At 66.1% G+C, this 16,826-nt stretch carries 15 protein-coding genes; 1 reads left to right on the forward strand and 14 read right to left on the reverse strand.

Going from position 1 to position 16,826, the window contains the following annotated elements; genetic code table 11:
* Positions 1-25: 25 nt before the first annotated feature.
* Positions 26-667 (reverse strand): LON peptidase substrate-binding domain-containing protein, encoded by a 642-nt coding sequence (locus tag ACSQ3N_RS08355; protein ID WP_436146040.1) that lies wholly within the window; start codon positions 665-667, stop codon positions 26-28.
* Between the two features lie 383 nt (positions 668-1,050).
* Here ACSQ3N_RS08355 and ACSQ3N_RS08360 point away from each other — a divergent pair, with 383 nt between their 5' ends.
* Positions 1,051-1,608: a YggT family protein gene (locus ACSQ3N_RS08360; RefSeq protein ID WP_056162192.1), complete on the forward strand. Its 558-nt coding sequence runs from the start codon at positions 1,051-1,053 to the stop codon at positions 1,606-1,608.
* A 156-nt stretch (positions 1,609-1,764) separates the two neighbouring features.
* Here the strand turns inward: ACSQ3N_RS08360 and accD are convergent, their stop codons facing one another.
* From accD to dnaJ, 13 genes are all read right to left on the reverse strand, one after another.
* A complete protein-coding gene (accD, locus tag ACSQ3N_RS08365; RefSeq protein WP_056162197.1) occupies positions 1,765-2,637 on the reverse strand; it encodes an acetyl-CoA carboxylase, carboxyltransferase subunit beta in 873 nt (290 codons plus the stop codon).
* Between the two features lie 173 nt (positions 2,638-2,810).
* Positions 2,811-3,632: a tryptophan synthase subunit alpha gene (gene trpA, locus ACSQ3N_RS08370; RefSeq protein WP_056162200.1), complete on the reverse strand. Its 822-nt coding sequence runs from the start codon at positions 3,630-3,632 to the stop codon at positions 2,811-2,813.
* Positions 3,629-4,906, reverse strand: coding sequence for a tryptophan synthase subunit beta (gene trpB, locus ACSQ3N_RS08375; protein WP_056162203.1), 1,278 nt, complete (start codon positions 4,904-4,906; stop codon positions 3,629-3,631). Before trpB ends, trpA begins: the two co-directional genes overlap by 4 nt.
* The gene (locus ACSQ3N_RS08380; protein WP_082516697.1) at positions 4,884-5,672 is read right to left on the reverse strand and encodes a phosphoribosylanthranilate isomerase; all 789 of its coding nucleotides are present in this window, start codon (positions 5,670-5,672) and stop codon (positions 4,884-4,886) included. Before ACSQ3N_RS08380 ends, trpB begins: the two co-directional genes overlap by 23 nt.
* Entirely contained in the window at positions 5,669-6,490 is an 822-nt protein-coding gene (truA, locus tag ACSQ3N_RS08385; RefSeq protein ID WP_436146041.1) for a tRNA pseudouridine(38-40) synthase TruA, read from the reverse strand. Before truA ends, ACSQ3N_RS08380 begins: the two co-directional genes overlap by 4 nt.
* Before the next feature lie 52 nt (positions 6,491-6,542).
* Entirely contained in the window at positions 6,543-9,182 is a 2,640-nt protein-coding gene (locus ACSQ3N_RS08390) for a FimV/HubP family polar landmark protein (RefSeq protein WP_056162208.1), read from the reverse strand.
* A 288-nt stretch (positions 9,183-9,470) separates the two neighbouring features.
* Positions 9,471-10,628 (reverse strand): aspartate-semialdehyde dehydrogenase, encoded by a 1,158-nt coding sequence (asd, locus tag ACSQ3N_RS08395; RefSeq protein ID WP_056162211.1) that lies wholly within the window; start codon positions 10,626-10,628, stop codon positions 9,471-9,473.
* Positions 10,629-11,008: 380 nt separating this feature from the next.
* Positions 11,009-12,085 (reverse strand): 3-isopropylmalate dehydrogenase, encoded by a 1,077-nt coding sequence (gene leuB, locus ACSQ3N_RS08400; protein ID WP_056162214.1) that lies wholly within the window; start codon positions 12,083-12,085, stop codon positions 11,009-11,011.
* 76 nt (positions 12,086-12,161) lie between these two features.
* Positions 12,162-12,812 (reverse strand): 3-isopropylmalate dehydratase small subunit, encoded by a 651-nt coding sequence (leuD, locus tag ACSQ3N_RS08405; protein ID WP_436146042.1) that lies wholly within the window; start codon positions 12,810-12,812, stop codon positions 12,162-12,164.
* Between the two features lie 10 nt (positions 12,813-12,822).
* Positions 12,823-12,951, reverse strand: coding sequence for an entericidin A/B family lipoprotein (locus ACSQ3N_RS08410; protein ID WP_436146043.1), 129 nt, complete (start codon positions 12,949-12,951; stop codon positions 12,823-12,825).
* Between the two features lie 90 nt (positions 12,952-13,041).
* Positions 13,042-14,463, reverse strand: a complete 1,422-nt coding sequence (gene leuC, locus ACSQ3N_RS08415) for a 3-isopropylmalate dehydratase large subunit (RefSeq protein ID WP_056162223.1) — start codon at positions 14,461-14,463, stop codon at positions 13,042-13,044.
* Between the two features lie 33 nt (positions 14,464-14,496).
* Positions 14,497-15,453 carry a LysR substrate-binding domain-containing protein gene (locus ACSQ3N_RS08420; RefSeq protein WP_436146044.1) on the reverse strand — a complete coding sequence of 319 codons (957 nt, stop codon included), beginning with the start codon at positions 15,451-15,453 and terminating at the stop codon, positions 14,497-14,499.
* A gap of 210 nt (positions 15,454-15,663) precedes the next feature.
* Complete coding sequence (dnaJ, locus tag ACSQ3N_RS08425; RefSeq protein WP_056162229.1) at positions 15,664-16,809, reverse strand: molecular chaperone DnaJ; 1,146 nt, start codon at positions 16,807-16,809, stop codon at positions 15,664-15,666.
* Positions 16,810-16,826: the final 17 nt, after the last annotated feature.

Here is a 16,826-nt window from a genome sequence, read left to right on the forward strand (position 1 = left end):
CGGACGACGAGGGCCTCGCCGCTCATCATTGCGTGGGTGCAATGCCGGTGCGCTCCAGCACGTCGCCGACCAGCTCCAGCCGAACCAGCGGGTTGTCCAGCTCCATCAATCGCTGCTTGAGTTCCAGGGGCACAGGCAGCAGTTCACACCAGCGGTTGGCCACCCAGCCGCAATCGTCGAGTTGCGCTGCCGTGGGGACGATGGACGTGGGCGCGTCGGGGTCGCGCTGCTGCAGGGTATGCAGCACCTGGGCCAGGGCGGTCGAGGCTTTGTGCAAATCGGGCGGAATGGACACAGCCATGTCCTGGTCGAGGTGGTCGACATCGGCGATCCACAGGCCGTGCGGCAACAGGCTGCGCTGCGTGATGCGAAAGCGCTGGCTGCCGCGGCACACCAGCGTGATCAGCCCAGGCTGCGGGGTGTCGATCTGCTCGATGACGGCCAGCGTGCCGACATCGTTGAACTGCTCGTCCGGTGCGCCGGCCTGCCGCACCTCGCGCCCCTGGGTGAGCGACACCACGCCGAACGGCGCACCCGCCTGTTGGCACTTGCGCACCATGTCGAGGTAGCGCACCTCGAACACGCGCAGGGCCAGCACGCCGCCCGGAAAGAGCACGGAGCCCAGTGGGAAAAGGGGCAGGGAGGACAGTGTGAGAGGCTGGGTCATGAATCTGAGATGACGAAGGGCAGCATGTTCATGTCGGTTTCCAAAAACGCCGGCAGGCGCTGCGGGTTGCCCACGGGCCCCGGTGGTTGTCAGGACGTCAGGCTTCGGCGGCTGGCTGGGCCACCCGCCTGCCTGTCGACCTGTCATCAGGGCCGGAGGGGAGGCTCGCAGCCGCTGCGTGGGCAACATCGCATCGTGCAACCGCCTCGTTGCCCGCCGACGCAAGCATGACCCAACGTTCGCACTTCACCGCGCAAAACCCGGGCTGCACAGGCAGGCGGGCCGGGCGATCCTTGGAAACCGATGGGGGAACACCCTACGTCGCTATCATCCCATGACACAGCGTCCTTTCAGCGCCACCCACCTGTTTTTGTCTCATCCCCATGCTCTTTCAGATCGCATCCTTCCTGCTCGACGTTATCGGTGGCCTGCTCACGGGGGCGTGCCTGCTGCGGCTGTACATGCAGTGGCAGCGCATTCCGTTCGCTAACCCCGTGGGTGGACTGATCTTTGCCCTCACGGACTGGCTCATCCTGCCGCTGCGCAAGGTGATTCCACCGGTGGGACGGCTGGATGTGTCGAGCCTGGTGGCCGCGGTGCTACTGCAGCTCACGCAGTACTTCCTGCTCGCCCTGCTGCTGGGCGCCATTGGGGCCGCTTCGGCGTGGGCCTGGCTGCCGTGGCTCGCGCTGTTCGGGCTGGCCCGTGTGGCGGTGTCGGGGCTGATCGGCCTGCTGATCGTCTACGCGGTGATGTCGTGGGTGCAGGCGCGCTCGCCGCTGTCGGATGTCATCGCCCGGCTGTGCGAGCCGGTGCTGCGGCCGTTTCGCCGCATCATCCCGCTGGTGGGCGGCATCGACCTGTCGCCCCTGGTGGTGCTGGTGCTGCTGCAGGTGGTGATGATCGTCCTGGGCCATCTGCAGGCCATTGTCATGCGTTGACCATGCGCTGAACAGCAAAAAATACCCATAAAAAAGGCCTCTACCGCTTGTTCGGTGAGGCCTTATTGCTATCAAAAATATAGTTATATTGCTGCGAACCGACGGCGCAGCCGTGCATCACGCCGTTGCTGGCACTACATCAGCACCGCATCAGCATCACATGACAGCGTCGGCCGGCAGGCGCTGCAGCATGGCCAGGCTGCTGGCCACGGTGTTGCGCAGCTCGCGGCGGTCGCAGATGAAATCGACGGCACCCTTGGTCTGCAGGAACTCGGCGCGCTGGAAGCCCTCGGGCAGGGTCACGCGCACGGTGGATTCGATCACGCGGGGGCCAGCAAAGCCGATCAGCGCCTTGGGCTCGGCGATCACGATGTCGCCCACGAAGGCGAAGCCGGCGCTCACGCCGCCCATGGTCGGGTCGGTCAGCACGCTGATGTAGGGCAGGCCCTTCTTGGCCAAGCGGGTCAGCGCTGCATTGGTCTTGGCCATCTGCATCAGGGACAGCAGGCCTTCCTGCATGCGCGCACCGCCGGTGGCGGTAAAGCAGATGAAGGGCACCTTCTGCTCGATGGCGGTTTCCACGCCGCGCACAAAGCGCTCACCGACCACGGAGCCCATGGAGCCGCCCATGAAGTCGAACTCGAAGCAAGCGACCACCACGTTGATGCTCTTGACCGCGCCACCGATGACGATGAGGGCATCGGTCTCGCCGGTGTTCTCCAGGGCCTCTTTCAGGCGCTCGGGGTACTTGCGGCTGTCTTTGAACTTGAGGGCGTCCACAGGCAGTACTTCCTGGCCGATCTCGTAGCGGCCTTCGGCGTCGAGGAACGAATTGAGACGCGGGCGGGCGCCGATGCGGTGGTGGTGGCTGCAGTGGGGGCAGACGTTCTGGTTTTGTTCCAGGTCGGACTTGTAGAGCACCGTCTCGCAGCTCGGGCACTTGATCCACAGGCCTTCGGGCACCTGGCGGCGCTCGGTGGGGTCGGTTTGCTGGATCTTGGAGGGCAGAAGTTTTTCGAGCCAGGACATGGTTTTCCTCTGTGTGAATGGGCCAGTGGCGGCACGGCCTTGAAACTGGCGCGGCCTAAAGGCCAGGGCTCCCGCGCAAGGGCCGCCCCGCCGCGCAGGGAGCGTCCCCCTTCCCGCGCAAAGCGCGAGAGAAGGGGGAAGCGGCAAAGCCGCTCAGGGGGATGCTCTTTATTTTACGCGTCTAGCGCCTTGCGGATGCCGCGCAGGAAGTCGATGGTCAGGGGCACCACCTTGGCGTGCTCCTGGTCTTCGATCAGCTGGATGATGCGGCTGCCGATGACCACCGCGTCCGCCACCTTGCCGATGGCCTGGGCCGTGGCTGCGTCGCGGATGCCGAAACCCACGCCGACAGGGATGTGCACATGCTCGCGGATGCGGGGCAGCATCTGCTCCACGGCCGCGGTATCAAGCGCGCCGGAGCCGGTCACGCCCTTGAGCGACACGTAGTACACATAGCCGCTGGCCACGCGCGCCACCTGGGCCATGCGCTCGTCCGTGCTGGTGGGGGCCAGCAGGAAGATCAGGTCCATGCCGTGGGCACGCAGGTCGGCCGCGAAGGCTTCGCATTCCTCGGGCGGGTAGTCGACGATGAGCACGCCGTCCACGCCGGCTTCGGCGGCATCGCGCACGAAGGCGCTCTCTCCGCCCGCCTGGCTGTGCACCTGGTCGTAGCGTTCCACCGGGTTGGCGTAGCCCATGAGCACCACGGGCGTGGTGGTGTTGCGCTTGCGGAACTCGCGCACATGGTCGAGCACTTGCACCATGCCCACACCCAGGCCCAGCGCCTTTTCGCCAGCCTTCTGGATCACGGGGCCGTCGGCCATAGGGTCGGAGAAGGGCACGCCCAGCTCGATCACGTCGGCACCAGCCTCCACCATGCCGTGCATGAGGGCAGGCGTGATGTCGGCAAAGGGGAAGCCTGCGGTGACGTACGGGATCAGCGCCTTGCGGCCCTGGGCTTTCAGCTGTTCAAAGGTGGTCTGGATGCGGCTCATGGCTTGGCGTCTCCTGGGGCGCCCTTGACGGTCAGGCCGCGCATGGAAGGGCGGTCGTAGAAATCTTCACCCGACAGGTCAGCCACGGTGCCGATGTCCTTGTCGCCCCGGCCCGAGAGATTGACCAGGATGGCCTGGTCTGGCCGCATGGTCGGCGCGAGCTTGAGGGCATAGGCGAAGGCGTGGCTCGATTCCAGCGCCGGGATGATGCCTTCGGTGCGGCACATGTGGTGGAAGGCCGAGAGCGCTTCGTGGTCGGTGATGCCCACATATTCGGCACGCCCGATTTCTTGCAACCAGGCGTGCTCAGGGCCGACGCCGGGGTAGTCCAGGCCCGCGCTGATGCTGTGCGTCTCGGTGATCTGGCCGTTGGCATCCTGCAGGATGAAGGTGCGGTTGCCATGCAGCACACCCGAGCTGCCGCGCTGCAGCGATGCCGAATGCTTGCCGCTGTCCAGGCCCTCGCCCGCCGCCTCCACGCCGATCAGGCGCGTCTTGTCGAACGGGATGTAGGGGTGGAAGATGCCCATGGCGTTGCTGCCGCCGCCCACGCAGGCGATCACGGCATCGGGCTGCTCGGCGGCGATCTTCTGCTCGGCCAGCATGGCGGGCATCTGCTCGATGGATTCCTTGCCGATCACGCTCTGGAAGTCGCGCACCATCATCGGATAGGGGTGCGGGCCCGCCACCGTGCCGATGATGTAGAACGTGTTGTCCACGTTGGCCACCCAGTCGCGCATGGCTTCGTTCAAGGCGTCCTTGAGCGTCTTGCTGCCGGACTCGACTGGCACCACGGTGGCACCCAGGAGCTTCATGCGAAAGACGTTGGGGCTTTGGCGCTTGACGTCTTCGCTGCCCATGTAGACCACGCATTCGAGGCCGTAGCGCGCGCAGATGGTGGCCGTGGCCACGCCGTGCTGGCCCGCGCCGGTTTCGGCGATCACGCGGGGCTTGCCCATGCGGCGCGCCAGCATGGCCTGGCCGATCACGTTGTTGATCTTGTGGGCGCCGGTGTGGTTGAGGTCTTCGCGCTTGAGATAAATCTGCGCGCCGCCCAGCTCGCGGCTGGTGCGGGCGGCGTGGTAGACCGGCGAGGGGCGGCCCACGAAGTGCTTGAGCTCGTATTCGAATTCGGCGAGGAAGTCGGGGTCGTTCTGGTAGCGGGCGTAGGCCTCGCGCAGTTCCTTGATGGCGTGGGTCAGTGTTTCGCTGACGAAGCTGCCGCCGTAGGAGCCGAAATGGCCTGAAGCATCAGGTTGCTGATAGGAATTCATGAGGGTTCTTTGCAAGTTGGGCATCGGCCGCGCGCACGGCGGCGATGAACCGTTGGATCTTTCCGGCGTCCTTGATGCCCTTCAGGGGCTTGCCATCGGGGCTGTTTGGATCCGTGGCCTCGACGCCGGAGCTGACATCAACCGCCAGCGTGTGGCAACGCGGGCGTACTTGCAAAATGCCATCGGTCACGTTTGCAGGCGTGAGTCCACCAGACAAAACGAGGTGAGAGCTGACGCTTGGTGGAAGGAGTGACCAATTGAATGCCTTGCCGCTGCCGCCGTATCCGTCGACATGGGCGTCGAGCAGGATGGCTTGGGCGTGAGAGTAATCGTGGGCGTATTTTACGAGGTCGAAGCGGGCCGCCCCGTCACCCAGGGGAATCCGCGCTGCCCGCAGGTAGGGGCGCGCGCCCTGGCCGGTGGCTGCCAGGCAGTCCTCGGGCGTCTCGTCGCCATGAAACTGGATGGTAGCGCCCGCTATCAGGGCGCTGGCAGCTATCACATTAGTAGCAGTCTCGTTGACGAACAGCAGTACCGGCGTCACAAAGGGCGGCAGGCGGCGGGCCAGCTGGGCCGCGCGCTCCGGGGTGACCGCGCGCGGACTGGGGGCATACAGCACGAAACCGACGGCGTCGGCCCCGGCCGCCACGGCCGCATCCACATCCTGCTCGCGCGTCAGCCCGCAGATCTTGATGCGGGTGCGGGCGGCGGGCTGCGCCGGCTCAGGATGGGCTTCCTGCGAGAGGGGCGAGTGTGATGTCGTCATGGCAGCCAATCATACGCAGCCGTGCGCTGGGGCAGGCCCCATTCGGCGTCGTAGAGCGGGCCCTGGAAGTACAGACCGTCTGGAGAAAACGTCGGGGCGGCGGCATCGCGCGACCGCGCTGCCAGTACCTGTCCGATCCAGTCCGCAGGCTGGTTGCCTTGGCCGATGGCGACCAGGCAGCCCATGATGTTGCGGATCATGTGGTGCAAAAACGCGTTGGCTTCGAACTCGAAACGCCAGTAGCAGGAGCTCCAGCCCAGCTCCGGGTGGGGCTCGCCCAACCCGCGGCGCGAGATGTCGATGCGCTGCAGCGTCTTGACGGGCGACCTGGCCTGGCAGGCCGAGGCGCGGAACGAGGTGAAGTCGTGCTCGCCGAGCAACTGGTCTGCCGCCTGCCGCATGGCGTCGTGGTCGAGCGGGTGGTACACCCAGCCCACGCGCCCCGCGTCCACGCTGGGGCGCACCGGCGACTGCAGCAGCACGTAGGCATACCGCCGGGCCACGGCGCTGCCGCGGGCGTGAAACCGGTCTGGCACCGGCTGGGCCCACTGCACCGCAATGTCTGGGGGAAGGAAGGTGTTGGTGCCGCGCACCCACGACGAGGCTGCGCGGTCGAGCCCGGTGTCAAAGTGCACCACCTGCATCAGCCCGTGGACACCGGCATCGGTGCGGCCTGCGCACAGCGTGCTGACGGGGTGCGTGGCAAAGCGGCCCAAAGCCGCTTCGAGTTTGTCTTGAATGGTGTTGCCAGACAGCTGGCTTTGCCAGCCGCTGTACGCCTGGCCGTTGTAGCTGACCCCCAGTGCCACCCGTGTCATGGGGCGGCCTGGGTGAGGGGGAAGGACGCCGTGCGGAGAAAACCCGGCCGCATCAGCCCAGTTCGGCCAGCATGCGCTGGGCGCGGGTCTTGAGGGCGCCGCTGGATTCGGCCACCACTTCTTCGATCAGCGTGCGGGCGCCGTCCGTGTCGCCAATGGCGTTGAACTCTTCGGCCAATGCCAGCTTGGTGGCCAGCGGGTCGTCCTGGGCGCTGGCGAAATCGTCCAGCGACGCAGGAGCGGGCACGACGGCCTTGGGCGCTGGCGCGGCCATGGGGGTGGAGGGCGCATTCAGGTCCAGCGACAGATCGCCGAGATCGAACTCCATGGGACCGGAGTCCTGTGCCTGGGCCGACAGCGGGATGGGGCCGGAAGGCGCCATCGACAGGTCGTCCACGCTCGGGAAGTCCAGGTTGGCGCTGGGAGGCGCTGCCGTCATGGGGCTGGGCGCCGTGTCGGGAGAGTTCCATGCCGGCGCAGTGGCGGACGGCAGGTCTGGCATGTCCAGACCCGAGCGCAGCGTCGAAGGCTCTTCGGCGGCAGGGGCCGCACGGCCAGCAGATGCTGCCGCAGCCGCTGCGGCGAAGCCGCCGGGCGCTGCAGGTGCTGCCGACGGTGCATCGGTCAACGCATCGTCGGGCAAGTCCAGGTCAAGGTCCAGATCCAGGTCTGGAGGCAGCGCTGCAGTGGCTGCCGCTGCGGTGCTGCCCGTGAAGGTGCTCGGGAAGCCGCCGGGTGGCAGCGATGGCGATTCGTCTTCGGCCAGGCCGGGGCGGCCGCCGGGCTGGTACAGGCGGTTGTCGGGGTCCAGGTCGCGGCCCAGTTCGGCAATGCGGGCCCAGTCAGGACCCTCGCCCTGCGTGAGCTTGAACACGTCGCCCGCCACGGCTTCCAGGGCCTTGCGGTCCTGGCGCTTGGCGTAGATCTCGCCCAGCTTCACGTGCACCGACACGCGGGCCGGGTTGTGGCGAATGGCTTCCTTGAGGATTTCCTCGGCCTGCAGGTCGCGGCCATAGGCCAGGTACACATCGGCTTCGGCCACAGGGTCCACATCGCCGCCGGCATCGAGCTGGCTGGGCGAGTAGGCCATGGACGAGCCCGTGGTCATTTCGCTGTTGGCGGTATCGACACGCTGTCCACCGCTGGCGCCGAAGAACGAGTCGGGCTGGATGCGGCTTTCGAGGAAGGAGCTGTCCACACCGTTGTTCTGGCGGCGGCGCTGCACCACGCGGTAGGCGCCATAGCCCAGCAGCAGTGCCAGCAGGCCTCCAGCGGCCAATGGCAGGATCGGGTCGTCCATGAGGCCCGAGAGGAAGCTCGATTCCTCTGCGGGAGCAGGTGCCGGAACAGGCACAGGGGTGCGTACGGGCGCCGATGCCGGTGCCGAGGCGGGCTCGGACGCTGCCTCTGCGGGCGTGGCGGCATCGCCAGGTGCACTGGCCGGCGCGGCGGTATCGACCGGGGCCGATGCCGTGGTTTCTGGCGCTGCAGGCGCTGTGGGTGTGGCGGGCACTGCCGGGGTTTGCACAGCCACGGCCGCGGGGGCACTGGCTGCCGCAGCTGGTGCTGCCGCAGCGGGCGTGGCGGAGCTGCCAGCGGGTGCCGAGGCGGCGCCCAGTTTGTTCAGGTCCGTGATGTTCTTGGAGAGCTCGGCCATCCGCGTGGCGGCTTCGCTGGCCTGCTTGTCCTTGGCGACTTGGTCTTCTGCCGCCTTCTGGCCCTTGACGGAGCCCTTGGACAGCGTGAGCTTGTCGGGGGCGGCCGTTGCAGGCTTCTTGTCTTCGACCCGTGTCTGCACGGAGCCCGATGCCGAGCGCTCGGCTGCGGCGACGGCGGTGGAAGGCGCGGCGCCCGCCAGCTTGCGGCGGAAGTCGTTGAAGTCGCGGGCCTGGGCGGCCAGGATCTGGCGGGCTTCAGGGGCCGGCGTGGCCTGTGCGGCGCTTTCGCTCGGCATCTGCAGCACGGCGCCTGCCCGCAGGCGATTGACGTTGCCCTGGATGAAGGCATCAGGGTTGGCGCGCATCATGGCGACCAGCATCTGGTCGAGTGATACGCCCGAAGGACGGTAAGCATTGGCAAGGCGGCCGGCGGTATCGCCAGACTGCACCGTGACGCCGTCTGCCGGAGCGGTGCGGGGCGCTGCCGCGGGGCGTGGGGCTGGCGGTGCAGCTGCCGTGGAAGGCTCGGTCACACGGGGAGTGACCGGCGCGCGCACTGCGGGTGCGCTCTGGGCGGCCGGGGCGGAAATCTGGGGCGATGCCGTCACCGACGGCGCGGGGCGGCGCATCGCTGGCGGATCGAACAGCATGGTGTAGCTGCGCACGATGCGGCCAGAGCCCCAGTTGGCGTCCAGCACCAAATCCAGGAAAGGCTCGTTCACCGCGCGGTCGCTCGACAGGCGAAGGACGGCGGTGCCGTCGGGGCGGCGCTGCAGCTGGATCTGCAGGTTGTTCATGGACTGCGTGTATTCCATGCCCTGGGCGCGGAACACATCGGGAGACGCCGTGGTGGCGCGCAGCGATTCGGCTTCGGCCGGGGTGATCTGGGGCAGGTCGATTTCGGCGCGAAGAGGCTCGCCCAAGGCAGACTGCACAGTGATGCGCCCCAGCGCCAAAGCGGATGCGTCCGTGGCATAAAAGCCAGCCGACGCCACGGCCGCGGCCGCCAGGACAGAGAATTTCCAACGATGCATGTTTGCCAACAACTGATGAGGATTTTTTGCGGCTCGGACGAGCGATGCTTTTTTTGTCATGGTCTGGTCCCGCCCCGGCGCGTGAAAATATGTAAAAAGCACCATAGCATCAATGTTTTGCACTGACAAGCTGAGGTGGCGCGGAAGCTTTGGCAGGCCTGCATGCGCACCAAGTTGGGGCGTCTAGTTGTTGCCAATTGCCAACGTGGCGTAACTGAGTGTGTCCAGATGTCGGCATAAAAAAAGCGCGCTCAGCTGGGGGCTGGGCGCGCTTTTCAAGGGGGCGGATCAGGCTTCGAGCAGGATGCGCAGCATGCGGCGCAGGGGCTCGGCAGCACCCCACAGCAACTGGTCGCCGATGGTGAAGGCGCCCACATATTCGGGGCCCATCGCCAGCTTGCGGATGCGGCCCACAGGGATGGTCATGGTGCCGGTCACGGCCACGGGGGTCAGGTCCTTGATGGTGGCTTCGCGGGTGTTCGGGACCACCTTGGCCCACTCGTTGTCGGCGGCGATCATGGCTTCGATGTCAGCCAGGGGCACGTCCTTCTTGAGCTTGAAGGTCAGTGCCTGGCTGTGGCAGCGCATGGCACCCACACGCACGCAGAAACCGTCGACCGGCACCGCGGCGGATTGGAAACCTTCGCCCTGGCCCAGGATCTTGTTGGTCTCGGCCATGCCCTTCCATTCTTCCTTGGACATGCCCCAGGCGGGATCGTCCTGGCTCTTGCCCAGGCCCAGGTCCTTGTCGATCCAGGGGATCAGGCTGCCGCCCAGGGGCACGCCGAAGTTGGCGGTTTCGGCGCCGGTCAGGGCGCGTTGCTTGGCGATGACCTTGCGGTCGATCTCCAGGATAGCGCTCTTGGGGTCGTCCAGCAGCGAGCGCACTTCGGCGTTCAGCGTGCCGTACTGCGTGAGCAGTTCGCGCATGTGCTGGGCACCGCCGCCCGATGCCGCCTGGTAGGTCTGGGTGCTCATCCATTCCACCAGGCCCGCCTTGTACAGCGCGCCCACGCCCATCAGCATGCAGCTCACGGTGCAGTTGCCGCCGATCCAGTCCTTGCCGCCGTGGGCCAGGGCATTCTGGATGACCGGCATGTTGACCGGGTCGAGCACGATGACCGCGTTCTTCTCCATGCGCAAGGAGGATGCGGCGTCGATCCAGTGGCCGTTCCAGCCGGCCGCGCGCAGCTTGGGGTAGACCTCGTTGGTGTAGTCGCCGCCCTGGGCGGTGATGATGATCTCGCAGCGCTTCAAGGCCTCGATGTTGAACGCGTCCTGCAGGGCAGTCTCGTTCCTGGCCTGGGCAGGGGCCTTGCCGCCTGCGTTCGAGGTGGAGAAGAACAGGGGTTCGATCAGATCGAAGTCCTTCTCTTGCTGCATGCGGTCCATCAGGACCGAGCCGACCATGCCACGCCAGCCGACCAACCCTACCAACTTGCTCATTTCAACGCCCCTTTCAGTGTAAGAAACAGTGCCCGACCGGGACTGACCTTTGCCCCGGCTCGTCTGGGCCAGGGAGGGCGCACGACGATACCGGAGCTGGGTCAGCCCGTAATGGTCGTGGTTTTGGTGGTGATTGCGCGCACAGCCACGCCTGCCAGGGCGGCAGTAGCGGTGTTCAGGTCGAACGGGCGGGCGGCAAACATGGGCGAGATTGTACCGGATCGCATCTGAATACCGCATTTTTACGCCCGAACCGCTGTATTTCAGTGCTGCCCGATGCTTTTGGGCGACAGCTGAATATGCGGCACCCATAAAAAAGCGCCGCGGTGCGGCGCTTTCTCGGGGTGAGGTCGGGGCGGCGGCGGGCCGTGCCCGTCGGCTTATTGCGCCGACAGCGCCTTCACCACGGCGTCGCCCATTTGCGACGTACCCACCTTGGTGGTGCCTTCGCTGTAGATGTCCGGCGTGCGCAGGCCTTGCTCCAGCACCTTTTGCACGGCGGCTTCGATGCGCTTGGCGGATTCATCCTGGTTCAGCGAGAAGCGCAGCATCATCGCGGCCGACAAAATGGTGGCCAGCGGGTTGGCCACGCCCTTGCCCGCGATGTCGGGGGCGCTGCCGTGGCTAGGTTCGTACAGGCCCTGGTTGCTGCTGTTCAGGCTGGCCGACGGCAGCATGCCGATGGAGCCCGTCAGCATCGAGGCTTCGTCCGACAGGATGTCGCCGAACATGTTGCCGGTCACGATCACGTCGAAGGCCTTGGGCTTCTTCACCAGCTGCATGGCGGCGTTGTCCACATACATGTGCTCCAGCTCCACGTCCTGGTAGTCCTTGTGCACGTCGATGACCACGTCCTTCCAGAACTGGAAGGTCTCCAGCACGTTGGCCTTGTCTACGCTGGTGACCTTCTTGCCGCGCTTGCGGGCCGCCTCGAAGGCCACGCGGGCGATGCGTTCGATCTCGGGGCGCGAGTAGCGCATGGTGTCGAAGGCTTCTTCGGCACCGGGGAAGTGGCCGTCCACCGCCGTGCGGCGGCCGCGGGGCTGGCCGAAGTAGATGTCACCCGTCAGCTCGCGGATGATGAGGATGTCGAGGCCGGCAATCAGCTCGGGCTTGAGGCTCGATGCGTCCACCAGTTGCTCGTAGCAGATGGCCGGGCGGAAGTTGGCGAACAGGCCCAGGTTCTTGCGCAGGCCCAGGATGGCTTGCTCGGGGCGCAGGGGGCGGTCGAGCTTGTCGTACTTCCAGTCGCCCACAGCGCCGAACAGGATCGCATCGGAGTCCTTGGCCAGCTTCAGGGTGGCTTCGGGCAGCGGGTGGCCGTGGGCCTCGTACGCGGCGCCGCCGACCAGGGCGGATTCCATCTCGAAATTCAGGTCCAGCACTTCCAGGACCTTGACGGCCTCGGCGACGATCTCGGTACCAATGCCGTCACCCGGCAACACTGCGATTTTCATTATTTGCTTCTCTTTTGATAGCGGCTAGCGCTTGTCCATCAAGCGGTAGCCGTTGTTTTTGCCAAAAACCGGGTGTTCAGGACACCATCGAATGCGCCAGCCAGGGCTTGGCGGCCAGCCGCTCGGCCTCGAAGGCCTTGATCTTGTCGGACTTGCGCAAGGTCAGGCCGATGTCGTCAAAGCCGTTGAGCAGGCAGTACTTGCGAAAGGCGATCACGTCGAACGGGATCTCTTCGCCTTGCGGCTTGACGATGACCTGCCGCTCCAGGTCCACGGTCAGCGTGTAGCCAGGGAAGGCCGCCACTTCGTCGAACAGCTGGGCGATGGTGGCCTCGGGCAGCACGATGGGCAAGAGGCCGTTCTTGAAGCTGTTGTTGAAGAAGATGTCGGCAAAGCTGGGTGCCAGGATGGCGCGAAAGCCGAACTGGTCCAGCGCCCAGGGCGCATGTTCGCGGCTGGAGCCGCAGCCGAAGTTCTTGCGGGCGATCAGCACGCTGGCGCCTTTGTAGCGCGGCAGGTTCAGCACGAAGTCGGGGTTGGGCTTGCGGGCCGACTCGGGAATGCCGGGCTCGCCCTTGTCCAGGTAGCGCCACTCGTCGAACAGGTTGGGGCCGAAGCCCGTCTTCTTGATCGACTTGAGGAACTGCTTGGGGATGATCGCGTCGGTGTCGACGTTCTCGCGGTCCATAGGGGCCACGAGGCCCTTGTGCACGGTGAATTTCTGCATGGTGGGGTGCTTATTTGTTGGCAGCGCGTTCGAGGGCGCCACCGGCCCGTTGGACGTCCTGGCCCACGCCCTTGACGGTGTTGCAGCCAGCCAGCAGGAAGGCCAGCGAGAGGGCGATGAATGCGGCGGTCTTTGTCATGGCAGGGCTCCTTCGGGCAGTGGAGAGTTCAACGGACGGTGTGGGAACAAAAACGTATTGGATGAAGGTGGGGGGGGCGGCAGCCGATGCTCAGGAGAACTGGCGCACGTCCACGAAGTGGCCATGCACCGCAGCAGCGGCAGCCATCGCAGGGCTCACCAGGTGCGTGCGGCCACCGGCGCCCTGGCGCCCTTCGAAGTTGCGGTTGCTGGTGGATGCGCAGCGCTCGCCGGGCTCCAGGCGGTCGGCGTTCATGGCCAGGCACATCGAGCAGCCGGGCTCGCGCCACTCGAAGCCTGCGGCCTTGAAGATCTGGTCCAGGCCCTCGCGCTCGGCCTGTTCCTTGACCAGGCCGGAGCCGGGCACCACCATGGCCAGCTTCACGTTGCTCGCGACCTTGCGGCCCAGGTTCTTCACCACGGCAGCGGCTTCGCGCATGTCTTCGATGCGGCTGTTGGTGCACGAGCCGATGAACACCTTGTCGATGGTGATGTCGTTGATCTGCTTGCCGGGCGCCAGACCCATGTAGGTGAGCGCACGCTCGATGGCGCCGCGCTTGTTGGCGTCCTTTTCCTTGTCGGGGTCGGGCACGCGGGCGTCGATGCCCAGCACCATCTCGGGCGAGGTGCCCCAGGTGACCTGCGGCTGTATCTCGGCGGCGTTGAGCTTGACCACGGTGTCGAACTGCGCGTCCGCGTCGGAGTGCAGCGTCTTCCAGTAGGCCACGGCCTGGTCCCATTCCACGCCGGTGGGCGACAGGGGGCGGCCCTTCACGTAGTCGATGGTCTTGTCATCCACGGCGACCAGGCCCGCGCGCGCGCCGCCTTCGATGGCCATGTTGCACACGGTCATGCGGCCTTCCATGCTCAGGCTGCGGATGGCCGCGCCGGCAAACTCGATCGTGTAGCCCGTGCCGCCGGCCGTGCCGATCTTGCCGATGATGGCCAGCACGATGTCCTTGGCGGTCACGCCTTTGCCCAGGGTGCCGTCCACCTGGACCAGCATGTTCTTGGCCTTCTTGGCCAGCAGCGTCTGCGTGGCCATGACGTGCTCGACCTCGCTGGTGCCGATGCCGTGGGCCAGCGCGCCGAACGCGCCGTGGGTGCTGGTGTGGCTGTCGCCGCACACCACCGTCATGCCCGGCAGGGTGGCGCCGTTTTCAGGGCCGATCACGTGGACGATGCCCTGGCGCTTGTGCATGAACGGGAAGAACGCCGCCGGCGTGATCTGCGCCATGTTGTCGTTCAGCGTGGTGATCTGCTCTTTGCTGATGGGGTCGGTGATGCCGTCGTAACCTTGGTCCCAGCCCGTGGTGGGTGTGTTGTGGTCGGCCGTGCCCACGATGGAGCTCATGCGCCAGACCTTGCGGCCCGCCTCGCGCAGGCCTTCGAAGGCCTGGGGGCTGGTGACTTCGTGCACCAGATGGCGGTCGATGTAGAGCACGGAGGTGCCGTCCTCTTCGGTGTGGACGACGTGTTCGTCCCAGATCTTGTCGTACAGCGTGCGTCCCATGGGTGGCTCTTTTCTTTCGGTGGGGGTTTGATTTTAGTGGCGGGGCTCTGGCGCGTCGGCAGTCGCAGCGCGCGGAGACAGATGCTCTGCCAGCAGGCGGGCGGTAACGGGCAGGGCGTCGAAGTCGCGGGCCACCACGCGCAGTTCGCGGTGCGCCCAGGTGTCTGACAAGGGGACGGCGACCAGGCGGCCCACGCCGCGCATCAGCTCGAAGGCCCGGTCGGGCAGCAGGCCCACGCCCAGGCCGTTGTCGATCATGCGGCACATGGCGTCCAGGCCCGTCACCTGGATGCGCTGGCGCAGTGGCCGGCCAGCCGCGGCAGCCGCCGAGCGCATGGCCAGGCTGATGCTGCTGTTGGCGTGCAGGCCCACGATGTCCCAGTCCAGGACTTCTTCAAAATTGATAGCTGCTTGCGCAGACAGGGCGTGCCCTGCAGGCATGACGAGCACCAGCCGGTCCGCGCGGTAGGTGCGGCTTTGCAGATCTGTGGCGCCGTTGCTGCCGGCCATGTTCACGTTGCAGATGCCCAGGTCGGCCGCGCCTTCCTGCACGGCGTGCAGCACGTCGGTGCTCAGGTGCTCCTGCAGGTCGATCTTGATCTGGCTGTGCTCGCGGGCAAAGGCGCCCAGGTCTTCGGGCAGGAACTGGAAGATGGCCGAGATGTTGGCGTGCATGCGCACATGGCCGCGCACGCCGTCGGCGTATTCGCTGAGCTCGCCCTGCATGCGCTCCAGGCCGAAGAGCACCGTGCGCGCGTGGTGCAGCAGGCTTTCGCCCGCGGGCGTCAGGGTCACGCCGCGGCTGTGGCGGTACAGCAGCGCGGTGTCCACCGCGGTTTCCAGGTCGGACAGGCGCTTGCTCACGGCCGATGCCGCAATGAACTCCCGCTCCGCAGCCCGGCCGATGCTGCCCAGCTCGCACACCGCCACAAACAGCTGCAGCGAAGTCAGGTCAATGCGGCGCGCAAAACTGCGCTCGGAGCTTTTCATCGGGTGTGGGGGTCTTGTGCTTCTCGTTTGGAGAAGGCGTTGCGGTATTTTCTTCTAAAAGAACCCGTGTTGCCATCGCGTACCGCGATGTCGTCCATCGCGTGTGCGGTCTTATCGGGGTGCGCGGGCCGTAAAAAAACCGCACGGGCCTTTTGCGGACACCGTGCGGTTTTTTGAGGGGGGTGGGTACCCGTTGGGTACCTTGCCAGATCAGCTGAAGAAGTTCTTCAGTTTGTCCGTCCAGCTTTCACCGCTGGGCGAATGGCGGCCGCCACCCTTCTTGAGCGAGTCTTCCAGCTCGCGCAGCAGCTTGCGCTGGTGCTCGGTCAGCTTGACGGGGGTCTCGACCGCGATGTGGCAGTACAGGTCGCCCGGGTAGCTGGCGCGCACACCCTTGATGCCCTTGCCGCGCAGGCGGAACTGCTTGCCGGCCTGGGTGCCTTCGGGGATGTCGATGGCCGCCTTGCCTTGCAGCGTTGGCACCTCGATCTCGCCACCCAGGGCTGCGGTGATGAAGCTCACCGGTACCTGGCAGTGCAGGTCGTCGCCGTCGCGCTCGAAGATGTCGTGCTTCTTCAGGCGGATCTCGATGTACAGGTCACCCGGCGGGCCGCCGTTGGTGCCCGGCTCGCCGTTGCCGGTGCTGCGGATGCGCATGCCGTCGTCGATGCCCGCAGGAATCTTCACTTCCAGCGTCTTTTGCTTCTTGATCTTGCCCTGGCCATGGCACGTCGTGCACGGCTCGGGAATGATCTTGCCCGTGCCGCGGCAGTGCGGGCAGGTCTGCTGAACGCTGAAGAAGCCCTGGCGCATCTGCACCGTGCCGGAGCCTTGGCAGGTGCCGCAGGTCTTGGCGGTGGTGCCGGGCTTGGCACCGCTGCCGTGGCAGGTGTCGCAGCTGTCCCAGGAGGGGATGCGGATCTGCGCGTCCTTGCCGCGGGCGGCCTCTTCCAGGGTGACTTCCATGGCGTAGCTGAGGTCGTTGCCCCGGTACACCTGGCGGCCACCCGCGCCGCGCCCGCGCCCGCCCTGCTGGCCGAACATGTCGCCGAAGATGTCGCCAAACGCCTCGGCAAAGCCGCCGAAGCCCTCGGCCCCCGCGCCGCCGGGGCCGCGCATGTTCGGGTCCACGCCGGCGTGGCCGTACTGGTCGTAGGCGGCCCGCTTTTGCGGGTCGGAGAGCATCTCGTAGGCCTCCTTGGCCTCCTTGAACTTCTCTTCGGCAGGCTTGGCGGCATCCCCCTGGTTGCGGTCAGGGTGATGCTTCATCGCCAGCTTGCGATAAGCCTTCTTGATCTCTTCATCCGACGCGTTCTTGGGAACGCCCAGGATTTCGTAAAAGTCTCTTTTGGACATGGTCTTTCTGAGCCCGG

This window comes from Acidovorax sp. LjRoot194 (genome assembly GCF_964253015.1).
In the GTDB taxonomy this organism is placed as follows: Bacteria; Pseudomonadota; Gammaproteobacteria; order Burkholderiales; family Burkholderiaceae_C; genus Acidovorax.